The sequence below is a fragment of the Thermococcus thioreducens genome, assembly GCF_002214545.1.
Lineage (GTDB): Archaea > Methanobacteriota_B > Thermococci > Thermococcales > Thermococcaceae > Thermococcus > Thermococcus thioreducens.
The window spans coordinates 919,719-932,878 of the sequence record NZ_CP015105.1; the positions used below are offsets into that span (position 1 = coordinate 919,719).

Here is a 13,160-nt window from a genome sequence, read left to right on the forward strand (position 1 = left end):
TCTGCAGTTGTGTTTTTATACAAACGGCGTCAGACCCTAAGGTCCTCCTCACCCTTCGGGAATCCGCCGTAGTCATCATCCGCCGAGAAAAGTTCTTTTTGGGGTTTTAAAACTTCATGCAATGAGGTAGAAGAGGACGGCGCCGATGAAGCCACCTAAGAGGCTCGCGAGGAAGTTAGTTGAGTTGTTGTTGGTTATTCCCTCGTTCTCAAGGGTTGCCCCTATAAGGCTGTCCAGGTTAACGCCGATGAAGCCACCAAGGGTAATGGCGAAGAGCATTGCTACCTTCTCCGACGTTAGTGGGAGGGCGAAGGGGGCTATTACAAATGCACCCACAACGGCAAAGACTTCCCCCGCCAATGAAACCGCCCCGTTTACTCCTGGCTTGACGGGTTTAAGGGTCGTGATAAGCTTGGGACTTTTTCCAAAGATTTTGCCAAGCTCACTGGCAAGGGTATCTCCGTTGGCCGTTGCTATGGCCGCAAAACTGGCCGCCCAGAAGACGTCCATCTGGGAGAAGTGCTCAAAGGCAAGAAAAATTACCGCCGCAAGGCCATTGCCGAGGACGTTTCCCCAGCTCCTTATTCCACCCCTGCCCTGAGCGGCACCCAGTTTGGCCTTTTCCCCGAATTTGTATTTGGTGGCCAGAACACCCAGAACCACAAAGGTCAGCAGAGCGGCAAAGGGATATACTCCTCCCAGTTCGATGACGGCCAATCCAAGGAGTGCCGCGGCAATGGCGCCTTTGGCGTCCAGAGCCTTGAACTTATACGAACCGATGCCGAGTCCTGCGACCACTACTATGTCCACTGCCACTCTCTCAAGCATCTCTGCCACCTGGAAGAAGTGCAGATGGTAGCTTTATTATTCTTTCCCTCGTTGGTTGACGAAAGGAATAAAGGGGATCAAAGAACCTCAAACTTGACGGTTTCTGTGACAAAAGTTATGTCGAGCTTGTCTATGCCGGGTATCTTCCGGGAGACTTCGTTTATGATCCTCTCAAGCTCCTTCATGTCCTTGGGGCCAACGATGTGTATCACGAGGTTGTGTGAACCGAGGGCGCGCTCGACTATCTTGATGTTTTCGTCCTCAACGAGGGCAGGGATGATCTCGTCAATGCTGACCGAAGGCTTGATAGTGATCCCAAGTATCACATGGACGTATCCGAGGGCATCGTAGTTGGGTATCACGGTGTACTTCTTTATGACGCCGTTCCTCTCTAGGCGGTCCATCCTCCTGGATATCCTCTGCCGGGTGGTGCCGAGAATTTCAGCAAGCTCCTTGTAGGTAAGGCGGGCGTTCTTGGCGAGGAGCTTCAAAATCCTTATGTCAATCCCGTTTATTTTATCGGCCATGTCTCCACCTCCCCCGAATCATGGTGAAAGTTGATCGCCCCGATTATAAAAATGTTTCGATAAGTTGGAGGATTTCTAATCAATTAGTCATTCACCTTACCAGGCATCCCCGTTTAATCCAGCAGTATGGTAGTTCTTTGTGTTACAACTGACATCATACTTGAATGGGTATTCACCTACTGCTGGGCCATCTCTTCCTGTCACGTTCCCGGTATTTCTCAATGCTCTTTCCAAGCGCATCCAGGAGGTCTATTTTATAGTAGTTGGCTATGCAGGCAAGTGCGAACATAACGTCACCGAGCTCCTCTTCCAGCTTGCTCCACTTCCCCTCTCCTTTAATCCCTTCGGCCTTCAGGAGCTCGTCCGCAAGCTCCCCGACCTCCTCTACGAAGGCCGCAAGCATTTGAAAAGGCTCCCAGTAGCCGCCGAACTCGGTGATAAGCTCATCGACCCGTCTCTGGAGCTCGTTCATAACGTTACACCAGCTCGGTGTTTATCATGGAAAGGTACCTCTGGAGGATTTCGGTGTTGGTTCTGTAGAAGTGCATCTTGCCCTCCTTTCTTTCGATTATCAGTCCGAGTGACTTGAGGGTGCGCAGGTGGTGGCTTATCAGAGTCTGATCCTGGTCAAGTATCTTGGATATCAGGCACACGCAGAGCCAGTTATCCTTGAGGAGCTTGAGTATCTTGAGTCTCAGTGGGTTCGAAAGGGCCTTCAGAAACTTTATCATGTCGCCCTCTATCCTGATCTCCACTTCCCTGTCGAGGTCAGGGATACCGCAGGTCTCTGCACAGTGGATAACCGTTTCTTTCTGCTTTGGGTTAAGCTCATCCAGGAGGTCTCTAATCTTCATGGCTCAACACCTATAACGGGATTGTTGGAAGTTTCTTTTTAAGAATTTTTACACGATGCTACTTCACAATCTCTATCCTTAACGGACTCCCATCGCTGCGGTACGCCCTTACGCTGTCCTCCACGAAGGGATAGGCGATTATGATATGCACCCCGCCGAACTTTGAGAAGAAGTTCAAATCCGCCCGGGACGGCCGTGGATTCGGCCCCGGATGGGAGTGGACAGTTCCTTTAATGCTCTCATCGTAGGGAAGCATCCAGGTGTCAAAGAAGGCTGAACTCCTTCCGAAGTGTGGGTTTGGGGCTATGAGAACCTCCTCAAATATCCCATCCTTCTCCCTCAGAAAGCCCGCGAACTCATTGGGATAAAAATCGCGGGCGAGTTCCAAGAGATACTCCAACAGTTCGCGCCGGATTTTTACCTTTTCCATCTCGCTCACCAAAAATATTGAAAAGCTAGAGAACCGCTATCGCCTCTATCTCAACCGCTACCCCCTTGGGCAGGTTGGAGACCTCCACGACAGCTCTGGCGGGTTTTGATGTCGAAAAGTACCTCTCGTAGACCTCGTTGAACCTGGCGTACGCGCCCATGTCCGTGATGTAGACGGTAACCTTCACGATGTTCTCGGCGCTTCCGCCTGCTGCTTTAACGACCTCTATGAGGTTTTTAATTGCCTGCTCGGCCTGCTCCTCAATTGGACCAGTCACCAGCTCTCCTGTCTCGGGGTTTATGGGTATCTGCCCTGAAACGAACAGGAACCTGCCCTCGGTGATTACTCCCTGACTGTAGGGGCCTATTGGTCTTGGGGCCTTTTCCGTGAAAACTATTTCCTTCTTCATTTACACCACCTCCAGTTTGTTCCGTTGATCAGCGAAGCGAAGAGTCCTCATCGGCTTCCCTCAGGTGTCCTCGGCCTCATCATCTCCGTTCTGGTACGGCCTTCACTTCTTCTCCAGGTACTTCTCAAGGCTCTTGGCTGGAACGTCGAGGGGCAGACCTATTTTCCCAAGGGCGGTTCTCAGGGCATAGACCCTTGCGTGTTCATGGAAGCCGGTCGGAGCGTAGTTCTCGGCCGGGAAGTGCCTGTACTTTTCAACGACCCCCGGTATCTCGGCCTTTTTGACCTTCTTGAATTCACCAAACCATGCCTCTATTCCCTTGATGTCAATTCCAGCGTAGAAGGGCAGTTTGAGCGTGATGCTCTCGTTTATGCTGGCGAGGAGCCTTGCAACGTCTGCCATGGGAGTCTTCTCATCGATAATGAGCCTTCTAACAGCCCTCCACTTTGTTTTGCCGCTCACATGGAAGGCTACAAAGTTGATGTGGTCTTCGTTGTATGGGAATACTATTCTAACTTCGCTCAAGGGCTCCTCTGGGTACTCGACCGGCACTTTTTTGGAGAGCACCTCTCTCACGAGCAGGGCCTTGGCGACCTCAACGAGATGCTTTTTGAGCTTCTTGTCCTCCTCGAAGACGAGCTGGCCAAGCTTCCTGGCAGTCCCGGGTGATTTGAGAGCAATGATGGCATCGCCCAGGTCTTTCTTGGCCAGCTCCCCCGCGAGGCTCATTATGCCTGCGACGTTCATTACCTCCGTGAGGTACTCGGGTATCTTGGCGTTGACAGTATTGGCTATGCTCGCTATGAAGTGGGCAACTTTCTCGTCATCCATATCCAGGAGCCTGTCAGCCACCTTCCAGCTCCCGTGATGTGCCGTAAACACTATCTGATCCTCAACCTTCATCGCTGTCACCAGTGGTTATGGATGGCAGGCCCTATTTTAGCTTTTTCTCGACCATCTCAAAAAAAGTTATAAATCGACCCGAGCACTCCAGTTTGAGAGAGTGAAAGAGGGAAGAAAAATGGGGGAAGACACGAAGGTTGAGAGGGAAGCCCTGGCCCCCAGGGAATACGGAGAGAGCCTTGATTTAGGGCTGGAGTTCAACACGACCGAGGATATAGAGGTTCCCGAAAAGCTCATCGATCAGGTTATCGGACAGGAGCACGCGGTGGAGGTCATAAGAACAGCCGCGACGCAGAAAAGGCACGTTCTCCTGATAGGTGAGCCTGGAACGGGTAAGTCAATGCTCGGTCAGGCGATGGCTGAGCTCCTCCCAACGGAGAGCCTTGAGGACATACTCGTCTTCCCAAACTCCGAAGACGAAAACATGCCCAGGATAAAAACCGTTCCGGCCTGTCAGGGGAGGAGGATAGTCGAAAAGTACCGCGAGAAGGCCAGGGGTCAGGAGAGCATAAAATCCTACATACTCCTCTTTGTCATGTTCACGGTGATGCTTGCGCTTTTTATAGAGTTCAGTGCCACAACGCTCCTGATGGGCCTGTTTGTTATTATACTCACCATAATGGCCCTGTCAAATATGCGTCTCCGCAATACAGTGCTCGTCCCCAAGCTTCTGGTGGATAACTGCGGCAGGACCAAGGCGCCGTTCATCGATGCAACTGGAGCCCACGCGGGTGCGCTCCTCGGCGACGTACGTCACGACCCGTTCCAGTCGGGTGGCCTCGGGACTCCGGCCCACGAGAGGGTCGAGCCGGGTATGATACACCGCGCCCATAAAGGGGTGCTGTTCATAGACGAGATAGCAACTCTCAGCTTGAAGATGCAGCAGAGCCTGCTGACGGCCATGCAGGAGAAGAAGTTCCCGATAACCGGCCAGAGCGAGATGTCCAGCGGCGCGATGGTCAGGACCGAGCCGGTTCCGTGTGACTTCATTTTAGTTGCGGCCGGAAACCTCGACACCGTTGACAAGATGCACCCAGCATTGCGCTCTCGTATCAGGGGCTATGGTTACGAGGTCTACATGCGTACCACGATGCCTGACACTCTAGAGAACAGACGCAAGCTCGTTCAGTTCGTCGCCCAGGAGGTAAAGCGCGACGGAAAGATTCCGCACTTCAGGCGGGAGGCAGTTGAGGAGATCGTCAGGGAGGCCCAGAAAAGGGCAGGCAGAAAAGGCCATCTTACACTCCGCCTGCGTGACCTCGGCGGTATCGTGAGAGCCGCCGGCGACATAGCGGTCAAGAAGGGCAAGAAGTACGTGGAGCGTGAGGACGTCCTTGAAGCGATAAGGATGGCCAAGCCCCTCGAAAAGCAGCTCGCCGACTGGTACATAGAGCGCAAGAAGGAGTACCAGGTCATTAAGACCGAGGGAAGCGAAATAGGCCGTGTCAACGGATTGGCCGTAATCGGTGAGCAGAGCGGTATCGTCCTGCCCATAGAGGCTGTCGTCGCCTCCGCCGCCAGCAAGGAGGAGGGCAAGATAATAGTCACAGGAAAGCTCGGAGAGATAGCCAAGGAGGCCGTCCAGAACGTCTCGGCAATAATCAAGCGCTACAAGGGGGAGGACATAAGCCGCTATGATATTCACGTCCAGTTCCTCCAGACCTACGAAGGGGTAGAAGGTGACTCCGCCAGCATAAGCGTCGCGACAGCCGTCATCTCGGCCCTGGAGGAGATACCAATAAGGCAGGACGTGGCCATGACAGGTTCACTGAGCGTTCGCGGCGAGGTGCTCCCGATAGGCGGGGCCACTCCGAAGATAGAGGCGGCGATAGAGGCGGGTATAAAGACCGTCATAATCCCCAAGAGCAACGAGAAGGACGTCTTCCTCAGCAGGGACAAGGCGGAGAGGATTCAGATATTCCCTGTAGAGACCATAGACGAGGTGCTTGAGATAGCCCTCGAAGAGAGCGAGAAGAAGAGGGAGCTGCTCAGGCGCATACGGGAGGCCCTTCCTCTTTCTAGTTAATCATAAGATGTTTGAACGGGTACACTGATTTCAGTGGCATCAAGTTGAAGATTTTTTTTCTTGCGTCTTTAATGTTCCTGGGGAACATTCGGTCTTTCGTTGAAAAATCCTGGCGAAACGTTTTAACTGTCTTTGGGCCCTCCTCTTTGGTGGTGTCGATGGATGTTATGGCAAAAGCTTTCGAAGAGGCCAGGAAAAATCCGAAGCTAAGAAAGAGACTCAGGATAAAAGCCGCATTCTCTCTGATACTACTCGTGGGGTTTTTGGGAGTGATATTCATAACGATTGGAACAGTAGTCGCCAGCAAGAACGGAACCTTCCTCGGGATGACCCAGCTTGACTACCTCAAGCTCCGTGCCCGCTACGGCATCGCGATGATGTTCCTTATAATAATCCACCTGCTCCTGAACCGGCAGGTGATGAAAAAGGAGCTTGAGATACTGTTTGGCTGAGACTTTTTAGTTCAATGGTTCTAATTCTTCAATTTAATTCTTACACAGTTTTTCGACAAGCCTAACGACCTCTGGTAAGGCTTTCTCAACTTCCTCGCTGAGCTCCATTCCGAGGTCTATCTCCTTGGCCACGACGCCGATGAAGTGTATCTCGGCTCTGGCAAGGCGTTCATCGAGCGACATCAGCAGTTTGAGCCCGTCTATCGCCCCCATGAAGTGGGCGCTCCTTATCTCGCCCTTGAGCTTCTCGAAGACCTCCCCGCCCTCCAGATGGACTATCTTTCCGGGGGGGAACTTCTCGCTCAGAATGGCGTCAATGATTATCAGCCTCTCCTCGCCGTTATAGTAGTTTGAAAGCCTGAAGATGTCAGTACCGACTTCAAGGACGCTGCATCCCCTCTCGATTAGCATCCTCCCGGCTTTGAGGCCGACTCCATCGTCTTTCATGAGCTCGTTGCCGAGGGCAAGGATAAGGGTTCTCATGGAATCACCCCGTTATGATTGGAACGCCTTCATTCTCAGCTGGTAGCTTAAAATCATCGTCCAGCGTCGCCAGGGCAAAGCCGTGCTCGATGCAGGTTGCAAGAATCAGTGCATCGTTAGGGAGCATAGCGTACTTCTCGATAAGCTCTTTAGCTATTTCAATTGTTCCCCTGGTGATTTCTACAAAGGCATAATCTGAGAGAACCTGAAAAACCATGTCGAGTTCTTTTGGTAGCCTTTTGGGATTTTCTTTGATTGTTTTGGGGGCCCTTCCTGAGTAATACCCCATCATCACGTAGATAACTTCGCTGAAAACTGCCGGGTTAATGAAGAGCACATTGTTCCCATCGAGGAGCTTTGAGATGGAGGCAATAGCTTGTGGATTGCCCTTTAAGTATTCAACTATGACGGATGTATCTACCAACGTGTGCCTCATAGTACTCCTCCTTAAGTTCCTTCCAGGACTTGTCCGTCTTAAGGATTCCTTTTACCTTTTCCATGTTTTCCTTCAGCCTCTCCTTGTTGCGGAGGAACCTGGCCATCTCTTCAACGTGTTTCTTAAATGAATCAACGTACTCATCGGGAACCTCAACCTGAATCGTTACCTTACCCATACCCTCACCGCAACCAGTTTGCCGCAACACCTTAAAAAAGTTGGGAAATCAGAGCCTCGCCACGTGCACCGAGCAGGAGATGCACGGGTCGTAGGCCCTTACCACCATCTCGGCAAGGAGCTTGAGCCTTTCGGGGTCATCGTTGTAGTGCTTCTCGGCCATCATCCTGACGTGCTGCTCCATCATGGCGAGGTTGAACGCCGTTGGGGTTATGATGTCGGCGTAAGCTACCCTTCCGTCTTTGACCTCAATGGCATAGACGAGGATTCCGCGCGGTGCCTCCGTCGTTGAGACGCCGAAGCCGTCCCTTATCTCAACCTCGTCCCTCGGTCTTACCGGCCACTTCGCGAGTGCCTCGTCTATGAGGTCAATCGCCTTTTCGGTGAAGTAAACCAGCTCAAGGGCCTGGGCGAGGTTGTTGGCGAAGGGGTTGGTCGGCCTGAGCAGATCCCTGTGGCTCTCGTAGAGCTCTTTCGCCCTTCCATAGAGCTTGTCAGCGTGGTTGACGACGCGGGATATGGCTCCGGTCATGAAGGGCCTTTCGCCGTTGTAGAAGCTGTGCTTGGCGAAGCTGTGCTCCACAACGCGCTCGACCATATGCATCTTGTAGTCCTCGCTCGGGAACTCGAAGCCGTCGCTGACGCTTATGGCGTCGCCGTATATGCCGTAGACGTCCCCCCTTGGCTTCACAGCCATGTGGATTATCGGCCCTTCAACCTCCTCGTACTGTTCAAGCTTTGCGAAGAGTTCGAAGGTATACTCGGCCTTCGGGAGTGCCTCGCTGAGGCGCTTCTTCATGAGCTCAAGGGTGGCCTTGTCCGGAAGTTTTCCAAAGCCTCCGAGTACCGCGTTCTCCTGATGTATCGCCCTGCTTCCAAGCTCGTCCATCATCCAGCTTCCGAGGTTCTTGAGCTCCAGTGCGATGCCTATCTCCTTCTTGTACTCTTCCACCATCTTGAGGGGGTTGGAGTATCCTAAGTAGTCCGGCAAAACCAGGAGGTACAGGTGGAGCGCGTGGCTCTCTATCATGTCGCCTATGTAGAGCACCTCTCTCAGGGCCTGAATCTCTTCGCGGGGAGTGAAATCGATGGCCTTCTCCGCCGCCTCCAGCGCCGTGAGCTTGTGCGCCGCGGAACAGAAGGAGCATATTCTCGGGTAAACCGCCAGAGCCTCGTCGAGCTTCTTGCCAATGGTTATGGCCTCAAAGAACCTTGGCCCCTCGATGATGTTGATCCTGACTTCCTGTACTCCCTCGTCGCCCACTATGATTTCTACGCCTCCCTTCCCTTCAACCCTCGCTATGTGGTCAACCGTGATTGGAAGGTAAAGGTTCTTCATTCTTCCACCTCCCTGAAAGCGGCCTCCACCATTTCCTCAACTTTGGGGTTGTGACCGTTGAAGATCTTCATCCTCTCGATGATCTCCTCCTTGGTGTAGCCCTTGTTCTTGAAGGTCTTTGCCAGCGAGTCAAACCAGGCAACATCGTAGCCTATGGCCCCCCTGCACCCGATGCATGCCACGTTGAAGCCCGGACATCTTGCATCACAGCCGGCCCTCGTGAGCGGGCCGAGGCACGGCTCGCCCTTCTCGATGAGTATGCAGCTGTTGCCCTTCAGCCTGCACTCGACGCAGACAGGATAGTCTATGTCCTCCGGCCATGAGCCCACTAGGAAGGTGCCTATCGCGTAGAGGAAGTCGCGCTTTTCCGGCGGACATCCGTAGAGGCGGTAGTCAACCTTGATGTACTCCTCGACTGGCTTCGCAGGCTTGGGCTGGAACTTGACCTTTGCATCGCCGTAGACAGCCTTCCACAGCTCCTCCAGGCTCTTGTTCTGATCCCAGCTCTGCACTCCTCCCTGGGTCGCACAGGCTCCAACCGCGACCACTATCTTCGCGTTCTCGCGTATCTTCTTTACGAGCTCGGCCTCCTCCTCGGTGGAGACGCTTCCCTCGATGAAGGCGATATCGACTGGCTCGTCCTCGTAGGAATCCCTCTCTATCATGTACCAGCACACTATCTCAGCGTTCGGGATGAGCTGGAGTATCTCGTCCATCATGGCGAACTGGAGCTGGCAGCCGTAGCATGAGGTGAGAGCATAAAATCCGATGCGAACTTTTCCGTTCTCCATCTCCACCACCTCAGTCGAGCAGTCCCGGTGTTGATACTATGTCGAAGTACGTGAAGACCGGGCCGTCCTTGCAGATGTACTTCCAGCTGGTGCTCGTTCCGACGTTGCAGTGGCCGCACTTGCCTATCCCGCACTTCATCTTTCTCTCCAGGGTGACGAATATGTTCTCCGGCCTGTAACCATAGTTTATGAGCGACTCAAAGACGGCTTTGTACATCCTCGGCGGGCCGCATATTGCCACCGCGGTCTTCTTCGGGTTGGTGTTCGCCTCAACGATGAAGTTCTGAGGCCTTCCGTGCCTCCCAGGCCAGTCTGGATCCCTCGTGACACTCTGGATTATTTTGACGTTTTCTGCCTCTGCCAGATCCTTCATAGCCTCCAGCTCCTTGTAGAACAGGAGATCCTTTCCGTAGCGGGCGGTGTTGATGAAGGTTATGTTGCCGTACTTCCAGCGGTTGTCCATGGCGTATAGGAATACGCTCCTGAGCGGTGCCGTCCCCAATCCGGCGGCTATGAGGAGCAAGTCCATACCCTCCCAGTCATCAACCGGAAAGCCGTTTCCGTAGGGGCCCCTCACTAGAACGGTGTCCCCCGGCTTGAGCCTGTGGACGACGGTTGTTACCCTTCCAGCTTTCCTGATGCACAGCTCAAAGAAGCCCCTCCTCATGGCGGAGGAGCAGATACTTATCGGAACCTCGCCGACGCCGGGTATTGTGAGCTGGACGAACTGTCCTGGACGGAAAGTCCACTTTTCTGCTAATACCGGATCCTCGAATCTGAAGAGGAATAGCTTCTCCTTCTCTGTGAGCTGATAAACCTTGAGGACCTTTGCCCTGTGGAGTGCATAGGGATTCTCATCGGGCATCATAATCTCTCTGGGAACTACCTCGCTCATATGTCCTCACCCCTTATCTCGGTGGCATAGGCGAAGCCCCTCTTTGGAATCTCCTCACTTATCTCCGAAGGACATGACTTCTCCTCAAGCCCCATGATCGTGCGCAGGTTCTTCACAAAGCTTATGCCAGCGGGGCAGAAGTAGGTACACCTGCCGCAGCCGACGCAGTAGCTTATGCCGAGCTTCTCGTTGTAGGAGTTCTTGCAGAGGTAGCGGTTCATGAAGCGGCTCTTCTTGGTCGGCCTGAAGTTGTGGTTTCCCGCAACGAGACCGTGGCTCCTGAGCTGGCAGGAGTCCCAGCGCCTCTCACGGTAGCCGGTGTTCCCGTCAAGGTTGACTATGTCCTGGACTTCGTAGCAGCGGCAGGTCGGGCAGGTGGTGTTGCAGTTGCCGCAGGCGAGACAGATGGCGGCCTGCTCTTCCCACATCGGGTGCTCCATCTCAAGCTCAAGGAGATACCTAAGGTTGCTCCAGTCCTCGTGGTACTTGAATGCCTTTGAGCGCTTGTTCTCGAATTCACGGAAGTTGCAGATGTCCTCCGTGCTGACTTCCTCAAAGAGCTTGATGTTCTTGTCAACTATCCTGTGGCCTGTTGGCGTGCCGACCCTTACGAGCCAGCCGTCCGGGAGCTCGTGGAGGAAGAGGTCGAAGCCGTCGTCGGCAAAATCCGTCTCACGGAGGTTGCAGAAGCAGTACTCGTCCGGCATGCAGCTGATGCCTATGATGATGCCCTTCTCTCTGCGAACCTTGTAGTACTTGTCCGGGAGCTCGTCGAGGTAGATGGTGTCGAGTATCTTGAGGCCGAAGATGTCGCAGGCATGAAGGCCGAAGAGCACGAAGGGCTCGACCTCTTCAACAACCTCCCTGTACTCCGCCTTCCTGATGTTGAACTCAAAGAGCTTCTCCCTCGGCAGGAAGAAGAACTTCTTCGGCGGCATTATCGTCCTGTTGTAGTGGAATTCGACCTTTTTGACGTCGTCTATTTCCCTGAAGTCGTAGAACTTTTCGGAGATTTTCACCGGGGCGTAGAGCTTACCCCACTCCTTGAGCCTTTCAAGGAAGGCATAGGTGTTCTCCTTCGGGAGCTTAACATATCTCAACCCAACCACCTCCAATGAACATAATCATGCATGTGCTCATCTCTGTCCCCTCAATTGAGGCTTAGCTGGAGGTTAAAAAAGCGTTTTTAAACCCGAAAATTGTAAACCAAAAGTTAACAACGGACTTTTTGCAGGAGAACATGGGCCGACCAGCTATTTCGGATGTATGGCCACTTTTCGAGGTGGTTTATCCAGAGCCGTGGTAGTGCTGGAAAAGTTGGGGCTACTGGCTATTCCCTGAGAAAAAACTTCGGCTCACTGCCCGCCCTGAAGCCTCTTCTCAATCTTCAGGTAGATGAAAAGGACTATCATGAATATCGTGATGTAGTAGCTCCACTGGAAAGGCACGAGCCCCATTATCCCCATGGTGTATATCACGGTCAGAATGAGAACTATGACGAGCAGTATCCTGTAAACCCTTCTCCTTTCCATGCAACCACCATGAAAGATAAAGATGATAGTTTAAATCCTTTGCTCAGTATATATCCTCTTCAAAAACCACCATTGCGGAGCTTATCCGTGATGGAAGACCTCTTGTCCGCCATGTTTTTTCCGCGTTTTTGAGGGAACTCTTTATGAGATTTATAATTTGACCTTCGCTGAGGGACCTCGACTTCCGGGAGATGCCTATGGCAACGCTCAGCCCACCGTCCGTATCCGGGAGCACTCTCATCCAGTTGAGCCGAAGACCTTTAATGGACGAAAGGTTATCCCATACGATTCTTTCGACCTTCCCATCTGGTGCAGTCCTTTTTTCGGTTTTAAGGATCTTGCGGAGTTCATCCACTTCGGACTGGGCAAGCATACGCTCGACCTCTTCCTCAATCCTGGACTTCTTGAGGGGTATCCGGGATTTCTTCTCTGCAAAGCGTATCTCAACTACCCTGCCGCCCCGGAAGTGGGGGAGGGAAGCTGCACTGACCTTAAACACTGGTTTTTTCAGTGTCTTTACAAGCTCAAAATCCCTGATATGGACCCTCGTGTAAAACCCCGTTTCTTCTGAAATAACCTTGTTGAGGATTTTCACGAGTTCTTCTTTTTCAACGTCCTTGGTGGAATACGCCTTTAATGAGCCGCTCACGAGCAGTATGTCCCTTCCAGTAGCACCGTACCGAATGGAGGCTTTAAGTTGGGTATTTTCAACGGCCACATCAAGCTGTTTGTATGCTTTTAAAACCGCCTTCCTTACGGCGCTTTCAAGCTTTATCTTGAGCTCACTTGGACAGTCGATGAGGCATTTGAACTCAACGCTCTTGGGGTACTGCGCCGTGTTTTTGGTTTTATCACCCTGTTCCAGGTAATCGAGAAATTCAAACTTGTCCAGCTCGAATATCTCGACGTCTTTCAAGAGCTCCCTCTCAGAAAACTGCCTCAGCACCTTCCCGTTTGCAAATAGGATAAAATCCTCCCCGGAGGCTCTTACCAAAATCAGCCTGTTTCCCATTTTTCGGAGTTTATCCAGAAGGTCATTAAACCTGGTGTGCCCGACCGATTCAATGGTCCTCATGGT

General features: G+C 52.6%; 18 protein-coding genes. 2 read left to right on the forward strand and 16 right to left on the reverse strand.

Annotation, left to right across the window (positions count from 1 at the left end; translation table 11 throughout):
• Positions 1–114: 114 nt before the first annotated feature.
• The 7 genes from A3L14_RS05065 to A3L14_RS05095 all read right to left on the reverse strand — a co-directional run bounded on the left by A3L14_RS05065 (position 115) and on the right by A3L14_RS05095 (position 3,951).
• A complete protein-coding gene (locus tag A3L14_RS05065) occupies positions 115–828 on the reverse strand; it encodes a DUF92 domain-containing protein (RefSeq protein ID WP_055428681.1) in 714 nt (237 codons plus the stop codon).
• A 77-nt stretch (positions 829–905) separates the two neighbouring features.
• Positions 906–1,355 carry an Lrp/AsnC family transcriptional regulator gene (locus tag A3L14_RS05070; protein WP_055428682.1) on the reverse strand — a complete coding sequence of 150 codons (450 nt, stop codon included), beginning with the start codon at positions 1,353–1,355 and terminating at the stop codon, positions 906–908.
• A 172-nt stretch (positions 1,356–1,527) separates the two neighbouring features.
• A complete protein-coding gene (locus tag A3L14_RS05075; protein ID WP_055428683.1) occupies positions 1,528–1,827 on the reverse strand; it encodes a MazG nucleotide pyrophosphohydrolase domain-containing protein in 300 nt (99 codons plus the stop codon).
• A 4-nt stretch (positions 1,828–1,831) separates the two neighbouring features.
• Positions 1,832–2,209 (reverse strand): ArsR/SmtB family transcription factor, encoded by a 378-nt coding sequence (locus A3L14_RS05080; RefSeq protein ID WP_055428684.1) that lies wholly within the window; start codon positions 2,207–2,209, stop codon positions 1,832–1,834.
• Between the two features lie 58 nt (positions 2,210–2,267).
• Positions 2,268–2,639: a Mov34/MPN/PAD-1 family protein gene (locus A3L14_RS05085; protein ID WP_055428685.1), complete on the reverse strand. Its 372-nt coding sequence runs from the start codon at positions 2,637–2,639 to the stop codon at positions 2,268–2,270.
• A gap of 25 nt (positions 2,640–2,664) precedes the next feature.
• Positions 2,665–3,048, reverse strand: a complete 384-nt coding sequence (locus A3L14_RS05090) for a RidA family protein (RefSeq protein ID WP_055428686.1) — start codon at positions 3,046–3,048, stop codon at positions 2,665–2,667.
• A 102-nt stretch (positions 3,049–3,150) separates the two neighbouring features.
• A complete protein-coding gene (locus A3L14_RS05095) occupies positions 3,151–3,951 on the reverse strand; it encodes a DUF2666 family protein (protein ID WP_055428687.1) in 801 nt (266 codons plus the stop codon).
• A gap of 118 nt (positions 3,952–4,069) precedes the next feature.
• Here A3L14_RS05095 and lonB point away from each other — a divergent pair, with 118 nt between their 5' ends.
• Positions 4,070–5,977 (forward strand): ATP-dependent protease LonB, encoded by a 1,908-nt coding sequence (gene lonB / locus A3L14_RS05100; protein ID WP_055428688.1) that lies wholly within the window; start codon positions 4,070–4,072, stop codon positions 5,975–5,977.
• A gap of 158 nt (positions 5,978–6,135) precedes the next feature.
• On the forward strand, positions 6,136–6,429 hold the full coding sequence (locus A3L14_RS05105) for a hypothetical protein (protein WP_055428689.1): 294 nt from the start codon (positions 6,136–6,138) through the stop codon (positions 6,427–6,429).
• Positions 6,430–6,462: 33 nt separating this feature from the next.
• Here the strand turns inward: A3L14_RS05105 and A3L14_RS05110 are convergent, their stop codons facing one another.
• The 9 genes from A3L14_RS05110 to A3L14_RS05145 form a co-directional block, all read right to left on the reverse strand.
• A complete protein-coding gene (locus tag A3L14_RS05110) occupies positions 6,463–6,912 on the reverse strand; it encodes a hydrogenase maturation protease (RefSeq protein WP_055428690.1) in 450 nt (149 codons plus the stop codon).
• 4 nt (positions 6,913–6,916) lie between these two features.
• Positions 6,917–7,348, reverse strand: coding sequence for a type II toxin-antitoxin system VapC family toxin (locus A3L14_RS05115; protein ID WP_055428691.1), 432 nt, complete (start codon positions 7,346–7,348; stop codon positions 6,917–6,919).
• The gene (locus A3L14_RS05120; RefSeq protein WP_055428692.1) at positions 7,311–7,526 is read right to left on the reverse strand and encodes a hypothetical protein; all 216 of its coding nucleotides are present in this window, start codon (positions 7,524–7,526) and stop codon (positions 7,311–7,313) included. Before A3L14_RS05120 ends, A3L14_RS05115 begins: the two co-directional genes overlap by 38 nt.
• 48 nt (positions 7,527–7,574) lie before the next feature.
• Positions 7,575–8,864, reverse strand: a complete 1,290-nt coding sequence (hydA, locus tag A3L14_RS05125; protein WP_055428693.1) for an NADPH-dependent hydrogenase/sulfhydrogenase 1 subunit alpha — start codon at positions 8,862–8,864, stop codon at positions 7,575–7,577.
• Positions 8,861–9,655, reverse strand: coding sequence for an NADPH-dependent hydrogenase/sulfhydrogenase 1 subunit delta (hydD, locus tag A3L14_RS05130; RefSeq protein ID WP_074631241.1), 795 nt, complete (start codon positions 9,653–9,655; stop codon positions 8,861–8,863). Before hydD ends, hydA begins: the two co-directional genes overlap by 4 nt.
• Positions 9,656–9,665: 10 nt before the next feature.
• Complete coding sequence (gene hydG / locus A3L14_RS05135; RefSeq protein ID WP_055428694.1) at positions 9,666–10,550, reverse strand: NADPH-dependent hydrogenase/sulfhydrogenase 1 subunit gamma; 885 nt, start codon at positions 10,548–10,550, stop codon at positions 9,666–9,668.
• The gene (hydB, locus tag A3L14_RS05140; RefSeq protein ID WP_055428695.1) at positions 10,547–11,650 is read right to left on the reverse strand and encodes an NADPH-dependent hydrogenase/sulfhydrogenase 1 subunit beta; all 1,104 of its coding nucleotides are present in this window, start codon (positions 11,648–11,650) and stop codon (positions 10,547–10,549) included. Before hydB ends, hydG begins: the two co-directional genes overlap by 4 nt.
• 255 nt (positions 11,651–11,905) lie before the next feature.
• The gene (locus tag A3L14_RS11820) at positions 11,906–12,082 is read right to left on the reverse strand and encodes a hypothetical protein (RefSeq protein WP_162840165.1); all 177 of its coding nucleotides are present in this window, start codon (positions 12,080–12,082) and stop codon (positions 11,906–11,908) included.
• A gap of 43 nt (positions 12,083–12,125) precedes the next feature.
• Positions 12,126–13,157: a hypothetical protein gene (locus A3L14_RS05145; protein WP_055428696.1), complete on the reverse strand. Its 1,032-nt coding sequence runs from the start codon at positions 13,155–13,157 to the stop codon at positions 12,126–12,128.
• Positions 13,158–13,160 lie beyond the last annotated feature (3 nt).

Coding starts and splice junctions, on each gene's coding strand:
- A3L14_RS11820 (WP_162840165.1), bottom strand. CDS start 12,082: ATGGAAAGGAGAAGGGTTTACAGGATACTGCTCGTCATAGTTCTCATT.
- A3L14_RS05075 (WP_055428683.1), bottom strand. CDS start 1,827: ATGAACGAGCTCCAGAGACGGGTCGATGAGCTTATCACCGAGTTCGGC.
- lonB (WP_055428688.1), top strand. CDS start 4,070: ATGGGGGAAGACACGAAGGTTGAGAGGGAAGCCCTGGCCCCCAGGGAA.
- A3L14_RS05090 (WP_055428686.1), bottom strand. CDS start 3,048: ATGAAGAAGGAAATAGTTTTCACGGAAAAGGCCCCAAGACCAATAGGC.
- A3L14_RS05070 (WP_055428682.1), bottom strand. CDS start 1,355: ATGGCCGATAAAATAAACGGGATTGACATAAGGATTTTGAAGCTCCTC.
- A3L14_RS05065 (WP_055428681.1), bottom strand. CDS start 828: ATGCTTGAGAGAGTGGCAGTGGACATAGTAGTGGTCGCAGGACTCGGC.
- A3L14_RS05110 (WP_055428690.1), bottom strand. CDS start 6,912: ATGAGAACCCTTATCCTTGCCCTCGGCAACGAGCTCATGAAAGACGAT.
- A3L14_RS05085 (WP_055428685.1), bottom strand. CDS start 2,639: ATGGAAAAGGTAAAAATCCGGCGCGAACTGTTGGAGTATCTCTTGGAA.
- A3L14_RS05105 (WP_055428689.1), top strand. CDS start 6,136: ATGGATGTTATGGCAAAAGCTTTCGAAGAGGCCAGGAAAAATCCGAAG.
- A3L14_RS05080 (WP_055428684.1), bottom strand. CDS start 2,209: ATGAAGATTAGAGACCTCCTGGATGAGCTTAACCCAAAGCAGAAAGAA.
- A3L14_RS05145 (WP_055428696.1), bottom strand. CDS start 13,157: ATGAGGACCATTGAATCGGTCGGGCACACCAGGTTTAATGACCTTCTG.
- hydG (WP_055428694.1), bottom strand. CDS start 10,550: ATGAGCGAGGTAGTTCCCAGAGAGATTATGATGCCCGATGAGAATCCC.
- A3L14_RS05115 (WP_055428691.1), bottom strand. CDS start 7,348: ATGAGGCACACGTTGGTAGATACATCCGTCATAGTTGAATACTTAAAG.
- hydA (WP_055428693.1), bottom strand. CDS start 8,864: ATGAAGAACCTTTACCTTCCAATCACGGTTGACCACATAGCGAGGGTT.
- A3L14_RS05095 (WP_055428687.1), bottom strand. CDS start 3,951: ATGAAGGTTGAGGATCAGATAGTGTTTACGGCACATCACGGGAGCTGG.
- A3L14_RS05120 (WP_055428692.1), bottom strand. CDS start 7,526: ATGGGTAAGGTAACGATTCAGGTTGAGGTTCCCGATGAGTACGTTGAT.
- hydD (WP_074631241.1), bottom strand. CDS start 9,655: ATGGAGAACGGAAAAGTTCGCATCGGATTTTATGCTCTCACCTCATGC.